The sequence below is a fragment of the Streptomyces dengpaensis genome (genome assembly GCF_002946835.1).
In the GTDB taxonomy this organism is placed as follows: Bacteria; Actinomycetota; Actinomycetes; order Streptomycetales; family Streptomycetaceae; genus Streptomyces; species Streptomyces dengpaensis.
The window spans coordinates 2,480,306-2,496,250 of record NZ_CP026652.1 but is presented as its reverse complement, the minus strand read 5'-3'; the positions used below and the strand labels follow the sequence as shown (position 1 = coordinate 2,496,250).

General features: G+C 70.9%; 18 protein-coding genes. 14 read left to right on the top strand and 4 right to left on the bottom strand.

Features of this window, described 5'->3' with window-relative positions; genetic code table 11:
* Nucleotides 1–48 precede the first annotated feature (48 nt).
* The 3 genes from lepB to C4B68_RS11175 are packed head-to-tail and all read left to right on the top strand — an operon-like array spanning nt 49 to nt 1,706.
* Nucleotides 49–822 (top strand): signal peptidase I, encoded by a 774-nt coding sequence (gene lepB / locus C4B68_RS11185; protein ID WP_099502617.1) that lies wholly within the window; start codon nt 49–51, stop codon nt 820–822.
* Nucleotides 812–1,342 (top strand): NUDIX hydrolase, encoded by a 531-nt coding sequence (locus tag C4B68_RS11180; protein WP_240634302.1) that lies wholly within the window; start codon nt 812–814, stop codon nt 1,340–1,342. Before lepB ends, C4B68_RS11180 begins: the two co-directional genes overlap by 11 nt.
* A gap of 55 nt (nt 1,343–1,397) precedes the next feature.
* On the top strand, nt 1,398–1,706 hold the full coding sequence (locus C4B68_RS11175; protein ID WP_003965949.1) for a DUF2469 domain-containing protein: 309 nt from the start codon (nt 1,398–1,400) through the stop codon (nt 1,704–1,706).
* 30 nt (nt 1,707–1,736) lie between these two features.
* Here the strand turns inward: C4B68_RS11175 and C4B68_RS11170 are convergent, their stop codons facing one another.
* The 3 genes from C4B68_RS11170 to C4B68_RS11155 all read right to left on the bottom strand — a co-directional run bounded on the left by C4B68_RS11170 (nt 1,737) and on the right by C4B68_RS11155 (nt 3,848).
* Complete coding sequence (locus C4B68_RS11170) at nt 1,737–2,627, bottom strand: cytochrome c biogenesis CcdA family protein (protein WP_099502616.1); 891 nt, start codon at nt 2,625–2,627, stop codon at nt 1,737–1,739.
* Nucleotides 2,628–2,634: 7 nt separating this feature from the next.
* Nucleotides 2,635–3,222 (bottom strand): redoxin domain-containing protein, encoded by a 588-nt coding sequence (locus C4B68_RS11165; protein ID WP_099502615.1) that lies wholly within the window; start codon nt 3,220–3,222, stop codon nt 2,635–2,637.
* Between the two features lie 224 nt (nt 3,223–3,446).
* Entirely contained in the window at nt 3,447–3,848 is a 402-nt protein-coding gene (locus C4B68_RS11155) for a heavy metal-responsive transcriptional regulator (protein WP_099502614.1), read from the bottom strand.
* Nucleotides 3,849–3,948: 100 nt separating this feature from the next.
* Here C4B68_RS11155 and C4B68_RS11150 point away from each other — a divergent pair, with 100 nt between their 5' ends.
* From C4B68_RS11150 to C4B68_RS11125, 6 genes are all read left to right on the top strand, one after another.
* Nucleotides 3,949–4,953 (top strand): alkylmercury lyase family protein, encoded by a 1,005-nt coding sequence (locus C4B68_RS11150; protein ID WP_240634301.1) that lies wholly within the window; start codon nt 3,949–3,951, stop codon nt 4,951–4,953.
* 178 nt (nt 4,954–5,131) lie between these two features.
* Nucleotides 5,132–5,545: a YraN family protein gene (locus C4B68_RS11145; RefSeq protein WP_099502613.1), complete on the top strand. Its 414-nt coding sequence runs from the start codon at nt 5,132–5,134 to the stop codon at nt 5,543–5,545.
* The gene (locus tag C4B68_RS11140) at nt 5,545–7,170 is read left to right on the top strand and encodes a YifB family Mg chelatase-like AAA ATPase (protein ID WP_099502612.1); all 1,626 of its coding nucleotides are present in this window, start codon (nt 5,545–5,547) and stop codon (nt 7,168–7,170) included. The genes C4B68_RS11145 and C4B68_RS11140 overlap by 1 nt, the downstream gene beginning before the upstream one ends.
* Nucleotides 7,167–8,318 (top strand): DNA-processing protein DprA, encoded by a 1,152-nt coding sequence (dprA, locus tag C4B68_RS11135; protein WP_099502611.1) that lies wholly within the window; start codon nt 7,167–7,169, stop codon nt 8,316–8,318. Before C4B68_RS11140 ends, dprA begins: the two co-directional genes overlap by 4 nt.
* A gap of 263 nt (nt 8,319–8,581) precedes the next feature.
* Nucleotides 8,582–9,424, top strand: a complete 843-nt coding sequence (gene whiG / locus C4B68_RS11130) for an RNA polymerase sigma factor WhiG (RefSeq protein WP_099502610.1) — start codon at nt 8,582–8,584, stop codon at nt 9,422–9,424.
* A gap of 143 nt (nt 9,425–9,567) precedes the next feature.
* Nucleotides 9,568–10,125: a TetR/AcrR family transcriptional regulator gene (locus C4B68_RS11125; RefSeq protein ID WP_099502609.1), complete on the top strand. Its 558-nt coding sequence runs from the start codon at nt 9,568–9,570 to the stop codon at nt 10,123–10,125.
* Nucleotides 10,126–10,260: 135 nt separating this feature from the next.
* Here C4B68_RS11125 and C4B68_RS11120 read toward each other — a convergent pair whose 3' ends face one another.
* On the bottom strand, nt 10,261–10,932 hold the full coding sequence (locus C4B68_RS11120) for a murein hydrolase activator EnvC family protein (RefSeq protein WP_240634300.1): 672 nt from the start codon (nt 10,930–10,932) through the stop codon (nt 10,261–10,263).
* A gap of 269 nt (nt 10,933–11,201) precedes the next feature.
* Here C4B68_RS11120 and rpsB point away from each other — a divergent pair, with 269 nt between their 5' ends.
* From rpsB to C4B68_RS11095, 5 genes are all read left to right on the top strand, one after another.
* The gene (rpsB, locus tag C4B68_RS11115) at nt 11,202–12,104 is read left to right on the top strand and encodes a 30S ribosomal protein S2 (RefSeq protein ID WP_099502608.1); all 903 of its coding nucleotides are present in this window, start codon (nt 11,202–11,204) and stop codon (nt 12,102–12,104) included.
* A gap of 95 nt (nt 12,105–12,199) precedes the next feature.
* Nucleotides 12,200–13,036 carry a translation elongation factor Ts gene (tsf, locus tag C4B68_RS11110; protein WP_099502607.1) on the top strand — a complete coding sequence of 279 codons (837 nt, stop codon included), beginning with the start codon at nt 12,200–12,202 and terminating at the stop codon, nt 13,034–13,036.
* 190 nt (nt 13,037–13,226) lie between these two features.
* Nucleotides 13,227–13,997, top strand: coding sequence for a UMP kinase (pyrH, locus tag C4B68_RS11105; RefSeq protein ID WP_099502606.1), 771 nt, complete (start codon nt 13,227–13,229; stop codon nt 13,995–13,997).
* A 172-nt stretch (nt 13,998–14,169) separates the two neighbouring features.
* Nucleotides 14,170–14,727, top strand: a complete 558-nt coding sequence (gene frr, locus C4B68_RS11100) for a ribosome recycling factor (RefSeq protein ID WP_028802465.1) — start codon at nt 14,170–14,172, stop codon at nt 14,725–14,727.
* Nucleotides 14,727–15,866, top strand: a complete 1,140-nt coding sequence (locus C4B68_RS11095) for a phosphatidate cytidylyltransferase (RefSeq protein ID WP_099502605.1) — start codon at nt 14,727–14,729, stop codon at nt 15,864–15,866. The genes frr and C4B68_RS11095 overlap by 1 nt, the downstream gene beginning before the upstream one ends.
* The last annotated feature ends 79 nt before the right edge of the window (nt 15,867–15,945 follow it).

The window sequence follows — 15,945 nt, the reverse complement described above, 5'->3', positions numbered from 1 at the left end:
AGGCCATGGGCTGACCCCGGAGCGTACCCCCGGGTAAGGTGCGGACCCATGGGTGGCGAGAGCACGACACGTACGGCCCCGCGCGGCGGTGGCACGAACAAGGGCCCGGCAGGCAGCCGGACCGGACAGGTGCTGTCCGGACTGGCCGTCGCGCTGGGCCTTGTGCTGTTCCTCGGAGGGTTCGCCTGGGGGGCGGTGATCTACCGGCCGTACACCGTGCCCACCAGCTCGATGACGCCCTCGATCGACGCGGGTGACCGCGTACTGGCGGAGCGCGTCGACGGCAGCGGCATCCGGCGTGGCGATGTCGTCGTCTTCAAGGAGAAGAGCTGGGGCGACGCGCTGATCCTCAAGCGCGTGGTCGCCGTCGGCGGCGACAAGGTCGCCTGCTGCACGAACGGGAAGCTGACCGTCAACGGACAGCAGATCGAGGAGCCGTATCTCCCCAAGGGCTCGGCGGCCGAGCTGGTCGGCATCCCGACCGTCACGGTCCCGGAGGACAACCTCTTCCTGCTCGGTGACGAACGCAGCGGCTCCCTGGACTCCACCGCCCACCTCACGGACGCCGCCGGCGGCACCGTGCCGCGCACCGCCGTCAAGGCCCGGGTCGACGCCGTCGTCTGGCCCATGAACGGCATGCTCGAGCGGCCGACCGGCTTCGAGGCGCTGGGCAGCCTCTCCCAGCCCGGACCGCTGCGCCTGATCGTCGGCGCGGTGATCGCCGGCGCGGTGCTCATCCTGGGCGGCGCGGCGTACGGTCCGATCGCCCAGCTCGTGGGCCGGCGCGGCCGGGCCCGGACGGAGCCCGCCGGTGCCCGCTGAGGTGTCGTACGACGGAGATCGGCACGACGAGTACCGAGGCGGGCTGCGCAAGGTCGCTCGCGTGGTGCTCCTCGACCCCGAGGAACGCATTCTGCTGCTGCACGGGCACGAGCCGGACGATCCCGCGGACGACTGGTGGTTCACACCCGGCGGCGGCCTGGAGGGCGACGAGACCCGCGAGCAGGCCGCGCTGCGGGAGCTCGCGGAGGAGACCGGAATCACCGAGGTCGAGCTGGGCCCAGTGCTGTGGCGGCGGATGTGTTCGTTCCCCTTCGCGGGGCGACGCTGGGATCAGGACGAGTGGTACTACCTGGCCCGTACGACCCAGACGGTCACGGCGGCCGCAGGGCTGACGGACCTGGAGCGGCGCAGTGTCGCCGGAGCGCGTTGGTGGACGTGCCAAGAACTGACCGAGGCACATGAGACGGTGTATCCGACCAGACTCGCCGAGCTGCTGCGCAGGGTGCTCGACGAGGGTCCCCCGGCCACGCCCGAGGTCCTTGACACGGAAATTGTCTAGGGGCTCGCGGGGCTGGCGCACAATAGGGGGACGCACGGCTGAAGGGGAACATGCCATGAGCGCCGAGGACCTCGAGAAGTACGAGACCGAGATGGAGCTGAAGCTCTATCGGGAGTATCGCGATGTCGTCGGTCTGTTCAAATATGTGATCGAGACCGAACGGCGCTTCTACCTCACCAATGACTACGAGATGCAGGTGCACTCGGTCCAGGGCGAGGTGTTTTTCGAGGTGTCCATGGCGGACGCCTGGGTGTGGGACATGTACCGACCGGCTCGCTTCGTCAAGCAGGTGCGGGTGCTCACGTTCAAGGACGTGAATATCGAGGAGCTGAACAAGAGCGATCTGGAGCTTCCGGGCGGCTGATGACGCGCGGAGCCATCGGGCCGGGCCGGTTCACCCACTGTGCCCGGGGGCGGGCCCCGGCCCGGGTTCGGTGCGGGAGGGTCGCTGTGCTCGCCGGCGGCGGATCGCCAGGGCCGCGAGGAGCAGTACGGCGAGGAGGGCGGCGATCGCCGCGGGCCCGATGGTGTCCAGGGTGTCGGCGAGGGCGCGTTGGGCGGTACCGGCCGCGTCGATGACCGGGTCGGTGGTGGCCGGGTCCTGCTGGACGCGGATCTCGTACCAGCCGTAGTACGCGACGTAGGCGCCGACGAGGAGCAGCAGCGCGCCGCCGACGCGGGGCGCGAGCGCGCCCGCCCGGCGCAGGCCGGCGACGGCGGCGCTGCGGGTGAGCGCGACGGTGAGCGAGGCCACGCCGACGATCAGGCCCATTCCGGCGGCGTACGCGGCGAACAGCGCGATGCCCTCGCCGGTGGAGCCGGCGCGGAAGGCGGAGACCACGATGGCGAGGAAGGGGGCGATGGTGCAGCCGAGGGAGGCGGCGGCGTACGCCATGCCGAACAGCGCCATCGAAGGCAGGGAGCGGGCGATCTTGGGCGCCCGGCGCATCTTCGGGGCCAGGGCGGGGAGTTGGCGACCGGCGAGCAGCCACGCTCCGGCCACGGCGATGAGCAGGCCGAAGGTGATGGTGAACCAGGGCAGGTGCTGCTGGAGTTGTCCGGCGACGGGCTGGATGGCGAGGCCGAAGACGCCGAAGAGGGCGGCGAATCCGGCGGTCATGGCGGCGGTGGCGGTCAGGGCGCGTCCGACGGCGACGGTGCGGCTGGGGGTGTCGTCGCCGAGGACGAGCAGGGACAGGTAGGCGGGCAGCAGGGCGAAGCCGCACGGGTTGACGGCGGCGAGGATGCCGGCGCCGAGCGCTAGGGCGAGGGGCAGGTCGGCCATGGCGGGTTCAGCCGGTGAGGGCGGCGACCTTCTCGGCCAGCCCCTCGCCGCCGGGCAGGACGCCTTCGTAGGCGGTGGCGCCGTCCTTGTCGAGGATCACGTAGTGGCTCTGCTGGGTGACCTCGAAGCGCTTCCATACGTCCCCGGCCTCGTCGGACAGGTGGGGGAAGGAGCCGGTGCCCGTGTCGGAGACGAAGTCGCGCATGGCGGCGTTCTTGTCGAGGCCGGCGACGCCGACGACGTTCGCCCTGCCCTGGTAGTCGGTGGCGACCTTGGCGGTCTCGGCGGCCTGGGCCTTGCAGGTGGGGCACCAGGGCGCCCAGAACCACAGAACGGTGGGCTTGCCCGCGAGGCTCTTCGCGTCGAAGGGCTTGCCGTCGACGGTGGTGGCGGTGAAGTTCAGCGTCTCGGGCACCTCGGCGCCGTCGGCCCCGTCTGCCTTGGTGCCGCTCCCGCCGGAGCCGGCGGACGGCTGGGCGGACGCCGCCTTCGACGGGGAGGCCGCCCCCGCGTCGCCGGCGGAATCGGTGCCGCAGCCGGCGATGGTGAGCAGGGCGGCGGCCAGTGCGGCCGGGGCGAGGGTGCGGGCGCGCATGGAGGACTCCTGATGTCGGGACCGGTGCGAGCGTACGTCCGGCGGAGGGAGTAGGCAGGTAGGAGCGGCCTTACGGTTGGGTGACGTCAGCCCGCTGCGCCTGCGAGGCGCTCCGTGTCGAGGACGGTGATGCGGCCCCGGGCGAGGCGGATCAGGCCCTGGTCGGCGTGGTCGCGCAGCACTTTGGGGACGGCCGGGTGGGCGAGTGGCAGCCGTTCGGCGTTTCATTCCTCCGCGGTGAGGATGCGGCAGATGTCGCGGTCGGTGCAGTCGGCAGGATCGGTGGTGGCGGCCCTCTCGGCGAGGGTGCGCAGGGCTGTTCTGGTGGTGCGGAGTTCCGCCATGCGGCGGTCGATGTCGGCGAGATGGTGGCCGATGAGGGCCGTGACGTGCGTGCAGGGGGATGCTCCGGCGTCGCGCAGGGCGAGCACGGAGCGGATCTCGGCGAGGGTCAGGCCAGCGCTCTGCGCCTGGCGGATGAACGCCAGCCGCTTCGCTGTGTGCTCCGGATAGTCGCGGTAGCCGCCCCCGGTACGGGGCGGCGCGGGCAGGAGCCCGGCAGCCTCGTAGAAACGGATGGCCTTCGTGGTCAGCCCGCTCGCGGCGGCGAGAACACCGATGCGCATGCCTCCACGCTATCGCTTGACCTTCCAGTGCGCTGGAAGGTCTACGGTCGCCACGGATCCAACGGTCGTCACAGATCCAGAGGAATCGGAGGGCCCCGTCATGAGCGAGCCGGAAGCGGACGTGCGGATCACGGTGCTGGCGGTTCCGGACTGCCCGAACGCCCCGGTCGTACGGGAGCGGCTCCGGGCCGTCCTCGGCGGCAGGGACGTGCCGGTGAACGCGGTCGAGGTCTCCGGCGAAGCCGAGGCAGCCCGGTGGGGGATGGCCGGCTCACCCACTGTTCTGCTCGACGGCGCCGACCCGTTCGCGCCCGTCGGCGACGCCCGGCCGAGCGTGTCCTGCCGTCTGTACCGCCACGCGGACGGCACGACCGACGGCGCACCGAGCGTGGCGGAGCTGCGCCGCGCGCTGATGGAGGCTGGTCTGCCCGAAGTGGCGGGGCAGGAGTGCTGCGAGGCGGACGTCCTCGATCTTCTGGGCCGGGCGGGCCGGGGCCGCCGCGCCCCCGCCGAACGCGGGCTGCGCGCGGTCCACCAAGCCGTGCTGCGGCACTTCGCCACGACCGGAACCGCACCCGGCCCGGCGGCGCTGGATCCGGTCGCCGCCGCCGTCGGCCGCACCGCTCGTGATGTCCTGGCCGAGCTGGCCGCCGGGGACTTCCTGACCCTGGACGAGCGGGGGTGGATCGGCGCGGCGTACCCGTTCTCCGCCACACCGACCCCGCACCGCGTGCGCATCGAAGGCGGCGGCCCGCAGGTGTGGGCGATGTGCGCGATCGACGCGCTCGGCATGCCGGCGATGCTCGGCCAAGGCGTGGTCATCTCCTCCACGGACCCGGTCACGGGCGAACCGGTCACCGTCACCACGACGGGCGACGGCTCGGTGTGGGAGCCGGCGGGTGCCGTGGTGTTCGTCGGCCGCCGTGCCTGCTCCGGGCCCGCTGCCTCGGTCTGCTGCGACGCGCTGAACTTCTTCACCGGCGCCGCCTCCGCCCAGTCGTGGGAGGGCGAACACCCGGACGTGCGGGGCGAGATCGTCGACCAAGTGCGGGCGGAGGAGATCGGACGGCAGATCTTCGGGCCGCTCCTCGCCGAATCCACATGACGGCTCGTACGGCCGGCGGTGGTCAACGTGTTGGTCTCCCGGGCCCGCACCGGCCGTCGGCCATTCTCGTGAGGGTGACGGAGTTTTCCACAAGCGCCCGCTTGTCCACCAAGATCCAATAGCAAGCCGAAGTGGCCTCATTGTTGGCGCCGGAGGTGGTGCAGACATGAGGACACCCATGGCACGCAATGCAGGTAACGCAGGTAACGCACGCAACGCACGCAACGCACGCAACGCACGCAACGCACTCGGCAAGTACGGCGAGGATCTGGCCGCGCGGCGGCTGACCGAGACCGGGATGACGGTCCTGGCGCGCAACTGGCGCTGCGGCAGGAGCGGCGAGATCGACATCGTGGCGCGCGACGGCGAGGCGGTGGTCGTCTGCGAGGTCAAGACCCGCAAGGCGGGTGCCTTCGAACACCCGATGGCGGCCGTCACGCCGGCCAAGGCCCAGCGCCTGCGTGGCCTCGCCGAACGCTGGCTCCAGGAACATGGCGGAGCGCCACCCGGCGGCGTCCGCATCGACCTGATCGGCGTCCTCCTCCCCGACCGCGGCGCGCCCGTGGTCGAGCATGCGCGGGGGGTGGCCTGATGGGATTCGCGCGTACGTGTTCGGTGGCCCTGGTCGGCGTCGAGGGCGTCGTGGTCGAGGTCCAGGCCGACCTGGAGCCCGGCGTCGCGGCCTTCACGCTGGTCGGCCTTCCGGACAAGAGCCTGACCGAGAGCAGGGATCGGGTGCGGGCGGCGGTGGTGAACTCCGGCGCCGAGTGGCCCCAGAAGAAGCTGACGGTCGGCTTGAGCCCGGCGTCCGTCCCGAAGGGCGGTTCAGGTTTCGATCTCGCTGTTGCCTGCGCTGTCCTGGGCGCTTCGGAGCGGATCGATCCACGCGTGCTCGCCGACATCGTGATGATCGGCGAACTGGGACTGGACGGCCGGGTGCGGCCGGTGCGGGGTGTTCTGCCGGCGGTGCTGGCCGCCGCGGACGCGGGATACGAGCAGGTGGTGGTGCCGGAGTGCGCCGCGGCCGAAGCCTCGTTGGTGCCCGGCGTCTCGGTGCTCGGGGTCCGCAGTCTGCGCCAGCTGATCGCGGTGCTCACGGACGAGGCGGTGCCCGAGGAGGATCCCGACGAGCAGGGCCGCCCGGATCCCTTGCTGGCGGGCCTGCGTGTGCCCGGCACGGGCGAGGCCACCGGGCTGTGCGGGGTCGCCGCACCCGAGCACGACCAGGGGAACGATCTCGCCGACGTGGTCGGCCAGATGTCGGCGCGCACCGCGATGGAGGTCGCGGCGGCCGGCGGTCACCATGTCTTCCTGCAAGGGCCACCCGGCGCGGGCAAGACGATGCTCGCCGAGCGGATGCCCTCCCTCCTGCCACGCCTCTCCCGGCAGGAGTCCCTGGAGGTGACGGCGATCCACTCGGTGGCGGGCCTGCTGCCGCCGGGCAGGCCGATGGTGGACATCCCGCCGTACTGCGCGCCGCACCACTCGGCGACGATGCAGGCACTGGTCGGCGGGGGCAAGGGGCTCGCGCGGCCCGGCGCGGTGTCGTTGTCGCATCGTGGAGTGCTCTTTTTGGACGAGGCGCCAGAATTCAGCGGCTTCGCGCTCGACGCTCTGCGACAGCCCCTGGAGGCGGGGCACGTGGTGATCGCGCGCAGCGCCGGTGTCGTGCGGTTCCCGGCGAAGTTTCTGATGGTGCTGGCGGCCAACCCCTGTCCGTGCGGGCGCTTCAGCGCGATGAACGACCTCTGCGAGTGCCCGCCCTCCGCCATCCGTCGCTACCAGGCCAGGCTTTCCGGGCCCCTGCTCGACCGGGTCGACCTGAGGGTGGACGTCGAGCCGGTCACCCGGTCCGAGCTGACGGCGCGCGGCGCCCAGGGCGAGTCGACGCGGACGGTGGCCGACCGGGTGAGCGCTGCCCGGGAGCGCTCTGCCGCACGGTTGACCGGCACCCCGTGGCACACCAACAGCGAAGTGCCAGGACGCGAACTGCGCGGGCGCTGGCAGGCGCGGCCGGGAGCGATGGACGAGGCGGAGCGCGGCCTGGAGCGCGGTGTGCTGACCGCCCGGGGCCTGGACCGGGTGCTCCGCGTGGCGTGGACCGTCGCGGACCTGGCGGGACACGACCGGCCCGACGCCCATGACGTGGCCCTGGCTCTGCAGCTCCGCACCGGAGTCCCGCGAGGGGTGCCGATGTTGATCGGCTCGCCGGCATGACGGACGACGACGAACCCCTGGCGCGCGCCGCCCTCGCCCGAGTCATCGAACCCGGGGACGAGGTCGGTGGGCGATGGCTGCGGGAGTTCGGGGCCGTGGAGGTGGCGCGGCGGCTGGCGGAGGGAGGCGAGCCGCTGCCGGGGGTGAGTGAGAAGCGGTGGGAGGGGCTGCGCGGGCGGGCCGGGCGCGTGCGGCCGGAGTTGGATCTGGCTCGGGCGCGGGGTGCCGGGGTGAGGTTCATCTGCCCCGGAGAGCCCGAGTGGCCCACGCAGCTCGACGACCTCGGGGACGCCCGCCCCACCGGGCTGTGGGTACGGGGGCGGCCCAGCCTGCGGATATGGGCCCTGCGCTCCGTCGCCGTGGTCGGAGCCCGGGCCTGCACGGAGTACGGCGCCCACATGGCGGCCACCCTCGGCGCCGGTCTCGCGGAGCGGGGCTGGGTGGTGGTGTCCGGCGGTGCCTATGGCGTCGACGGCGCCGCGCACCGGGGCGCCCTCGGGGCGGGCGGCGCCACCGTCGCCGTACTCGCCTGCGGCGTCGACCGGCCCTATCCGCGCGGGCACACCGAACTGATCACCAGGATCGCGGAACAGGGGCTGGTGGTGGGGGAGTTACCGCCCGGCGACCACCCGACGCCGAGCAGATTCATCCTCAGGAACAGGGTCATCGCGGCGCTCACCCGGGGCACCGTGGTCGTCGAGGCCGCCTACCGCAGTGGCGCGCTGGTCACGGCGCGTGCGGCGCAGCGGCTCGGGCGGTTCACGATGGGGGTGCCGGGCCCGGCCACGAGCGGGCTGTCGGCGGGGGTGCACGAACTGCTGCGCGGCGGGGACGCGGTGCTGGTCTCCGACGCCGCGGACGTCACCGAACTGGTGGGTGACATGGGTGAGCTGGCTCCCGACCGCCGCGGGCCCGTGCTGCCGCGCGATCTGCTGGCCCCGGGCGCCGAACGAGTGCTGGCCGCGCTGCCGGCGCGCGGCCCGGCGGGGGCGGAGGAGATCGCCCGGGGTGCGGGCACCACCGCGGACGACGCGGTCGGGAGACTGTACGAACTCCGAGCACTCGGTTTCGTCGAACGACACGGCGATGGCTGGAAGTTGACACGCCAGGCGATGATCTCCGTCCGCGATGATCGGGGGCGGTGCTGACCGAGCGTGTTCGGCCGTCCGGGCGAATGCCGACACCCTTGGGAATTCCCGCAGTTGGCCCCCCTCAACGGTCACGCACGGCGACGGCTGTGACTTCGAGGGGCGGCCAGGGGAACGTCTCTGCGTGCGGGTAACCCGTCGCCCTTCGCTCACTGCGACACTCCAGTCACGCTACGCTCACGAGGATTCCAGGCAATCTCGACATCAGACCGACAGCTCACTCAGGTAACCCCAGTTCACGGCAGAACGGCACAAGGCGACGAATGCCCCAGCACACCTCCGGGTCCGACCGGGCGGCGATCCCGCCAGCCGCCCGCGGCGGCGGTAGCGTGCGCCCGCCCGCTCCCTCGACGCTCGACGAGCTGTGGCGGTCGTACAAGACGACGGGTGACGAGCGGCTACGGGAACAGCTGATCCTGCACTACTCGCCGTTGGTGAAGTACGTCGCCGGGCGCGTGAGCGTGGGTCTGCCGGCCAATGTCGAGCAGGCCGACTTCGTCTCGTCGGGGGTGTTCGGGCTGATCGACGCGATCGAGAAGTTCGACATCGAGCGGGAGATCAAGTTCGAGACGTACGCGATCACGCGGATCCGGGGCGCGATGATCGACGAGTTGCGGGCGCTGGACTGGATTCCGCGGTCGGTACGGCAGAAGGCGCGCAACGTGGAGCGGGCGTACGCGACGCTGGAGGCCCGGCTGCGACGCACCCCGTCGGAGGGCGAGGTGGCCTCCGAGATGGGCATCGGGGTGGACGAACTCCACGCCGTGTTCAGCCAGTTGTCGCTGGCGAACGTGGTGGCCCTGGAGGAACTGCTGCATGTCGGCGGCGAGGGCGGCGACCGGCTGAGCCTGATGGACACCCTGGAGGACACCGCGGCCGACAACCCGGTCGAGGTGGCCGAGGACCGGGAGCTGCGGAGGTTTCTGGCGCGGGCGATCAACACCCTGCCCGAGCGGGAGAAGACCGTCGTCACGCTCTACTACTACGAGGGCCTCACGCTCGCGGAGATCGGCAATGTGCTGGGGGTGACCGAGAGCCGGGTGAGTCAGATCCACACCAAGTCGGTGCTCCAGCTACGCGCCAAGCTGGCGAGTTTCGGGCGCTGAGTTCGGTGGTGGCACGGAGCCGAATCGTCCCTGCCGGGTCGGTGCCCCCGCACTGACTCGCTCGGTCGGGTGGGTGGAGTGGCTGCAGTCCTGGGCGCTTCCTCCGTACAGTGGTTGACGTGCCAAGGATTCGAGCGGCCTCCGTGGCCGAGCACCGGTCGATGCAGCGAGCCGCCCTGCTGGACGCGGCGCGGTCCCTGTTGTCCGAGGGCGGGACGGAGGCGCTGACCTTCCCGGCTCTCGCCGAGCGCACGGGGCTCGCGCGGTCTTCCGTGTACGAGTACTTCCGGTCGCGGGCGGCTGTCGTCGAGGAGCTGTGCGAGGTCGACTTTCCCGTCTGGGCGGCGGAAGTGTCGGCGGCGATGGAGCGGGCCTCCTCTGCGGAGGGGAAGGTCGAGGCCTACATTCGGCAGCAGCTGTCGCTGGTCGGGGACCGGCGGCACCGGGCGGTGGTGGCCATCTCGGCGAGCGAGCTCGATGCGGGCGCCCGGGAGAAGATCCGTGCTGCGCACGGTGGGCTTGTCGCGATGATCGTCGAGGCGCTCGGGGAGATGGGGCATGCGGAGCCGCGGCTTGCCGCGATGCTTCTTCAGGGTGTGGTCGATGCCGCTGTGCGGCGCATTGAGCTGGGGGCTGCGGAGTCGCCCTCCGCGATCACCGATGCGGCCGTGGCTATGGCTCTGCGGGGGGTTCGGGGCTGAGCCTGCTGTCGCTTGGCGCCCGGCGTTGGGGCTGGGCTTGGGCTTGGTGCGTTGGCCGGCGCTGCCGGGTGCCGCTGTGCCCACCCGTGCCGCCCCAGCGGCACGATTGCCCACAGCTACGAACTGCTGCTGTCCCTAGCGGCACGCCTGCCCACAGCTACGGACCGGAAGCAAACGCGACGGGCCCCTGCGCAGTAGCCACGGTGGGAGCAAGGACAGCGGGTTGAGGTAGGTCTTGCCTCTCAGCAGGCCCCAGTGCAGGCAGGAACTCGCGCAGTGGGAGGCGCTTGGTTCCACCGTGCCCAGTACGTCGCCTGCCGCCACCTCGTCGCCTTTGCGCACCGTCGCCTTTACGGGGCCGTACGTCGTGCGGAGTGGTGGCGTCCCCGTGTTCGACAGTTCCACCGAGACGATGCCGCGGCCCGCGACGCGGCCGGCGAAGGAGACGCGGCCCGGTGCCACGGTGCGTACCGGGGCGCCAGGGGGCGCGGCCAGGTCCACGCCGCGGTGGCCCCGGGCGTAGGGCGTCGCCGGGGGTTCCCAGCCCCGTACCACCGGTGGGCGTACACCCACCGGCCACACGCCGGCGACCGCCGGGACAGTCGGGGCCGCCGGATCGGGGCCCGGCGGCACCGCGGGTCCCGACGGTCCTGTCGGGGCCGGAGGGGCCGGAGGGGCCGGACGGGCCGGTGGGCCCGGGTCGTTCGGGCGGGCGGCCAGGGCCGAGGGGGAAACGGTCCCCAGGACCGTCAGCGTGAAGCCCAGCAGCAGCCCCAGCCACGTACGGACACGTCGTTTCGCTCGCATGCGAGAACCGTCCCGCATCGGACGGATCACGGCCGGGATCTGTGGAGTACCCGCCGGTTGTGGACAGCGGCGTCACCCGGTGCCTCTCGGGTCCCGTACACTTCTGATGGCGATCCGGGTCACCGGGTCGACTTCGCACGCCCCGACATCTGGTGATCACACACCGGTGTCAGCGCCCCTCGGTCCCTAGTGGCAAGGCGCACGCGGGCGTCAGGCGCGAGTGCCGTCCGGCACGCGCGGCACAACCGAGAACACCAAGGAGAACGGCCATGGCCGTCGTCACGATGCGGGAGCTGCTGGAGAGCGGCGTCCACTTCGGTCACCAGACCCGTCGCTGGAACCCGAAGATGAAGCGCTTCATCTTCACCGAGCGCAACGGCATCTACATCATCGACCTGCTCCAGTCGCTGTCGTACATCGACCGCGCCTACGAGTTCGTCAAGGAGACCGTCGCCCACGGCGGCACGGTCATGTTCGTCGGCACCAAGAAGCAGGCGCAGGAGGCCATCGCCGAGCAGGCCACCCGCGTCGGCATGCCCTACGTCAACCAGCGCTGGCTGGGCGGCATGCTCACCAACTTCTCCACCGTCTACAAGCGTCTGCAGCGCCTCAAGGAGCTTGAGCAGATCGACTTCGAGGACGTCGCCGCTTCCGGTCTGACCAAGAAGGAGCTTCTCGTGCTCTCGCGCGAGAAGGCCAAGCTGGAGAAGACCCTCGGTGGTATCCGCGAGATGCAGAAGGTGCCCAGCGCCGTCTGGATCGTGGACACCAAGAAGGAGCACATCGCGGTCGGTGAGGCCCGGAAGCTCAACATCCCGGTCGTCGCCATCCTCGACACCAACTGCGACCCCGACGAGGTCGACTACAAGATCCCGGGCAACGACGACGCGATCCGCTCCGTCACCCTGCTCACCCGCGTGATCGCCGACGCCGTCGCCGAGGGCCTCATCGCCCGTTCCGGCGTCGCCGCCGAGGCGAAGGGTGAGAAGGCCGCGGGCGAGCCGCTCGCCGAGTGGGAGCGCGACCTGCTCGAGGGCGAGAAGAAGGCCGACGAGGCCGAGGTCCAGACCTCCGCCGAGACCGAGAAGGTCGCCGACGCCGAGCAGGCCGAGGCTCCGGCCGCCGAGGCTCCGGCCGCCGAGGGCCCGGCCGCGGACACCGAGCAGGCCTGACCCCTCACCCCTTTGGGTTGTGAACGGCGGGGGCCCACAAAGCCCCCGCCGTTCGGCCCGTAGATCTTCAGACTCCGAGAGAGACTCCAGGAATCATGGCGAACTACACCGCCGCTGACGTCAAGAAGCTCCGTGAGCTCACCGGCGCCGGCATGATGGACTGCAAGAAGGCGCTGGACGAGGCCGACGGCAACGTCGACAAGGCCGTCGAGGCGCTGCGCATCAAGGGCCAGAAGGGCGTCGCCAAGCGCGAGGGCCGCTCCGCCGAGAACGGCGCCGTGGTCTCCGTCATCGCCGACGACAACACCTCCGGTGTCCTGGTCGAGCTGAAGTGCGAGACGGACTTCGTCGCCAAGGGTGAGAAGTTCCAGGCCGTCGCCCACAAGATCGCCCAGCACGTCGCCGCGACCTCTCCGGCTGACCTCGAGGCGCTGCTCGGCTCCGAGATCGAGCCCGGCAAGACGGTTCAGGCGTTCGTCGACGAGGCCAACGCCAACCTGGGCGAGAAGATCGTCCTGGACCGCTTCGCTCAGTTCTCCGGCCCGTACGTCACCGCGTACATGCACCGCACCATGCCTGACCTGCCCCCGCAGATCGGTGTCCTGGTCGAGCTGGACAAGGCCGACGCCGACCTTGCCAAGGGTGTCGCCCAGCACATCGCCGCCTTCTCGCCGAAGTACCTCTCCAAGGACGACGTCCCGGCCGAGGTCGTCGAGTCCGAGCGCCGCGTCGCCGAGGAGACCACCCGCGCCGAGGGCAAGCCCGAGGCCGCCCTGCCGAAGATCGTTGAGGGTCGCGTCAACGGCTTCTTCAAGGAGGTCACCCTTCTGGGTCAGCCCTACGCGCTGGACCAGAAGAAGTCCGTCCAGCAGATCCTGGACGAGGCCGGTGTCGCCCTGAAGCGCTTCACGCGCATCAAGGTCGGCATCTGAGTCCGTACCGCGATCGACGCGCGACCCCTATAGGGTCGACAGCAGTCGGCCGTTCCGTCCGCGTATGCGGCCCCGCACACGCGCGCGGCGGACGACAGCAGATCTGACGAGGAGGCCATTGCCGAGCATGGGATGCGCACAACACCCCAGCGGCAATGGCCTTCTTCGTATGCACCATGAGGAGATCTCCATGACCACCACCCAGGCCGACAAAGGCGAGAAGAGCGACGACGGCAAAGGCGCGGGACGCTTTCTGCTGAAGCTTTCCGGCGAGGCGTTCGCCGGTGGCGGCGGACTGGGCGTCGACCCCGACGTGGTGCACAAGATCGCCCGCGAGATCGCGGCCGTCGTGCGCGGCGGAGCCCAGATCGCGGTCGTCATCGGCGGCGGCAACTTCTTCCGCGGCGCCGAACTCCAGCAGCGCGGCATGGACCGTGCCCGCTCCGACTACATGGGCATGCTCGGCACGGTCATGAACTGCCTCGCCCTCCAGGACTTCCTGGAGAAGGAAGGCATCGACAGCCGCGTCCAGACCGCCATCACCATGGGCCAGGTCGCCGAGCCGTACATCCCGCTGCGCGCCGTGCGCCACCTGGAGAAGGGCCGTGTGGTCATCTTCGGCGCCGGTATGGGCATGCCCTACTTCTCCACCGACACCACCGCCGCCCAGCGCGCCCTGGAGATCGACGCCGAGGCGCTTCTCATGGGCAAGAACGGCGTGGACGGGGTCTACGACTCCGACCCGAAGACCAATTCCGAGGCCGTCAAGTTCGACGCGCTCAGCTACAGCGAGGTCATCACCCGCGACCTCAAGGTCGCCGACATGACCGCCATCACGCTGTGCCGGGACAACAAGCTGCCGATCCTGGTCTTCGAGCTCCTGGCGGAGGGCAATATCGCGCGGGCCGTCAAGGGTGAGAAGATCGGCACACTCGTGGGCGACCAGAGCGGCCGAGCCTGACGGGGAACGCCCCGGACCGGGGACGAACCCCCGCCCGGGACGGACCCTGACCGGGGGATGGACAATGTCCTGCCGGTCCGGAACCGTGCAGGAATAAGACGCGACGCAGCCGGCCGCCGACCCCGACGAGGAAACAGCTGCCGGGCCTACTCAAGACACGCAGGAGCAAGTGGTGATCGAAGAGACCCTCCTCGAGGCCGAGGAGAAGATGGAGAAGGCCGTCGTGGTCGCCAAGGAGGACTTCGCCGCGATCCGCACCGGCCGTGCGCACCCGGCGATGTTCAACAAGATCGTGGCCGACTACTACGGCGCACTGACGCCGATCAACCAGCTGGCCTCGTTCGCGGTGCCCGAGCCGCGCATGGCCGTGGTGACCCCGTTCGACAAGAGCGCGCTGCGCAACATCGAGCAGGCGATCCGCGACTCGGACCTGGGGGTCAACCCCAGCAACGACGGCAGCATCATCCGGGTGGTGTTCCCCGAGCTGACCGAGGAGCGCCGCAAGGACTACATCAAGGTCGCCAAGACCAAGGGCGAGGACGCCAAGGTCTCGATCCGCTCCGTACGCCGCAAGGCCAAGGACGCCATCGACAAGCTGATCAAGGATGGCGAGGTCGGCGAGGACGAGGGCCGCCGTGCGGAGAAGGAGCTCGACGACACCACCGCGAAGTACGTCGCTCAGGTGGACGAGCTCCTCAAGCACAAGGAAGCGGAGCTGCTCGAGGTCTGATGAACGACTCTTCCTGGGGGGCGCCGCCACAAGCCGGGTACTGGGGGCCGTCCGAGCAGGGGCCTGTCCAGGGGGCAGGCCCGGCGGGTCCCGCATACGATGCGTTTGACGCGCAGCAGACTCGCCCCATGCCCACCGTGCCCGACGTACCCGCACATGGCGGAGACCAGGATCACGACCGGGGGGCCGCTCGGCTGAGTGGCCCCCTGTTCCGCGACGACACACCGTCGGCGGCGCCCTACGCGGTGCCGTCGCACCATCCGCAGAGTCCACAGGAGCCCATGCCCAGCGCCGCCCCCGAGCCCGCCCCCGCACCGCAGAAGAAGAGCGCGGGTCGCGACCTGGGCGCAGCCATAGGAGTGGGCGTCGGGCTCGGTGCGGTGATCGTCGCGTCGTTGTTCATCGTCAAGGCCGTGTTCGTCGGAGTGATAGCGGTCGCCGTGGTGGTGGGGCTGTGGGAGCTCACCTCACGGCTGGAGGAGCGCAAGGGCATCAAGGCGCCCCTCGTTCCGCTGGCACTCGGCGGGGCCGCGATGGTCGTCGCCGGATACGTCCGGGGCGCCGAGGGCGCGTGGGTGGCGATGGCGCTCACCGCGCTGGCCGTCCTCGTCTGGCGGATGACAGAACCGCCCGAGGGCTACCTCAAGGACGTCACGGCAGGGGTCTTCGCGGCCTTCTACATCCCGTTCCTCGCCACGTTCGTGGCCATGATGCTCACCGCGGACGACGGTGCGCGGCGGGTCCTCACGTTCCTGCTGCTGGCCGTGGTCAGCGACACGGGCGCGTACGCCGTCGGCTGGCGCTTCGGCAAGCACAAGCTGGCGCCGCGCATCAGCCCCGGCAAGACCCGCGAGGGGCTGCTCGGAGCGGTCACCTTCGCGATGGCGGCGGGTGCGCTGTGCATGCAGTTCCTGATCGACGACGGCACCTGGTGGCAGGGTCTGCTCCTCGGCCTCGCGGTCGCGGCCAGCGCCACGCTCGGCGACCTCGGCGAGTCCATGATCAAGCGGGACCTGGGCATCAAGGACATGGGCACGCTGCTGCCGGGGCACGGCGGCATCATGGACCGGCTGGACTCGCTGCTGCCCACGGCGCCGGTGGTGTGGTTGCTGATGGTGGTGTTCGTAGGGTCCGGCTGAGCGGCCAGCACGCGGCTTGAGCGAGCCCCCGCCCTGTTCCGGGCGGGGGCTCGCTCGCTGCTGTACGGGCCAGTCGGTA

Excerpts from the sequence above, each read along its gene's own strand:
- pyrH (WP_099502606.1), top strand. The coding sequence starts at position 13,227 with ATGACCACCACCCAGGCCGACAAAGGCGAGAAGAGCGACGACGGCAAA.
- tsf (WP_099502607.1), top strand. The coding sequence starts at position 12,200 with ATGGCGAACTACACCGCCGCTGACGTCAAGAAGCTCCGTGAGCTCACC.
- C4B68_RS11170 (WP_099502616.1), bottom strand. The coding sequence starts at position 2,627 with ATGGCCGACCTGCCCCTCGCCCTAGCGCTCGGCGCCGGCATCCTCGCC.
- C4B68_RS11150 (WP_240634301.1), top strand. The coding sequence starts at position 3,949 with ATGAGCGAGCCGGAAGCGGACGTGCGGATCACGGTGCTGGCGGTTCCG.
- C4B68_RS11095 (WP_099502605.1), top strand. The coding sequence starts at position 14,727 with ATGAACGACTCTTCCTGGGGGGCGCCGCCACAAGCCGGGTACTGGGGG.
- C4B68_RS11175 (WP_003965949.1), top strand. The coding sequence starts at position 1,398 with ATGAGCGCCGAGGACCTCGAGAAGTACGAGACCGAGATGGAGCTGAAG.
- dprA (WP_099502611.1), top strand. The coding sequence starts at position 7,167 with ATGACGGACGACGACGAACCCCTGGCGCGCGCCGCCCTCGCCCGAGTC.
- lepB (WP_099502617.1), top strand. The coding sequence starts at position 49 with ATGGGTGGCGAGAGCACGACACGTACGGCCCCGCGCGGCGGTGGCACG.
- C4B68_RS11120 (WP_240634300.1), bottom strand. The coding sequence starts at position 10,932 with ATGCGAGCGAAACGACGTGTCCGTACGTGGCTGGGGCTGCTGCTGGGC.
- C4B68_RS11140 (WP_099502612.1), top strand. The coding sequence starts at position 5,545 with ATGGGATTCGCGCGTACGTGTTCGGTGGCCCTGGTCGGCGTCGAGGGC.
- whiG (WP_099502610.1), top strand. The coding sequence starts at position 8,582 with ATGCCCCAGCACACCTCCGGGTCCGACCGGGCGGCGATCCCGCCAGCC.
- C4B68_RS11165 (WP_099502615.1), bottom strand. The coding sequence starts at position 3,222 with ATGCGCGCCCGCACCCTCGCCCCGGCCGCACTGGCCGCCGCCCTGCTC.
- C4B68_RS11155 (WP_099502614.1), bottom strand. The coding sequence starts at position 3,848 with ATGCGCATCGGTGTTCTCGCCGCCGCGAGCGGGCTGACCACGAAGGCC.
- rpsB (WP_099502608.1), top strand. The coding sequence starts at position 11,202 with ATGGCCGTCGTCACGATGCGGGAGCTGCTGGAGAGCGGCGTCCACTTC.
- C4B68_RS11145 (WP_099502613.1), top strand. The coding sequence starts at position 5,132 with ATGGCACGCAATGCAGGTAACGCAGGTAACGCACGCAACGCACGCAAC.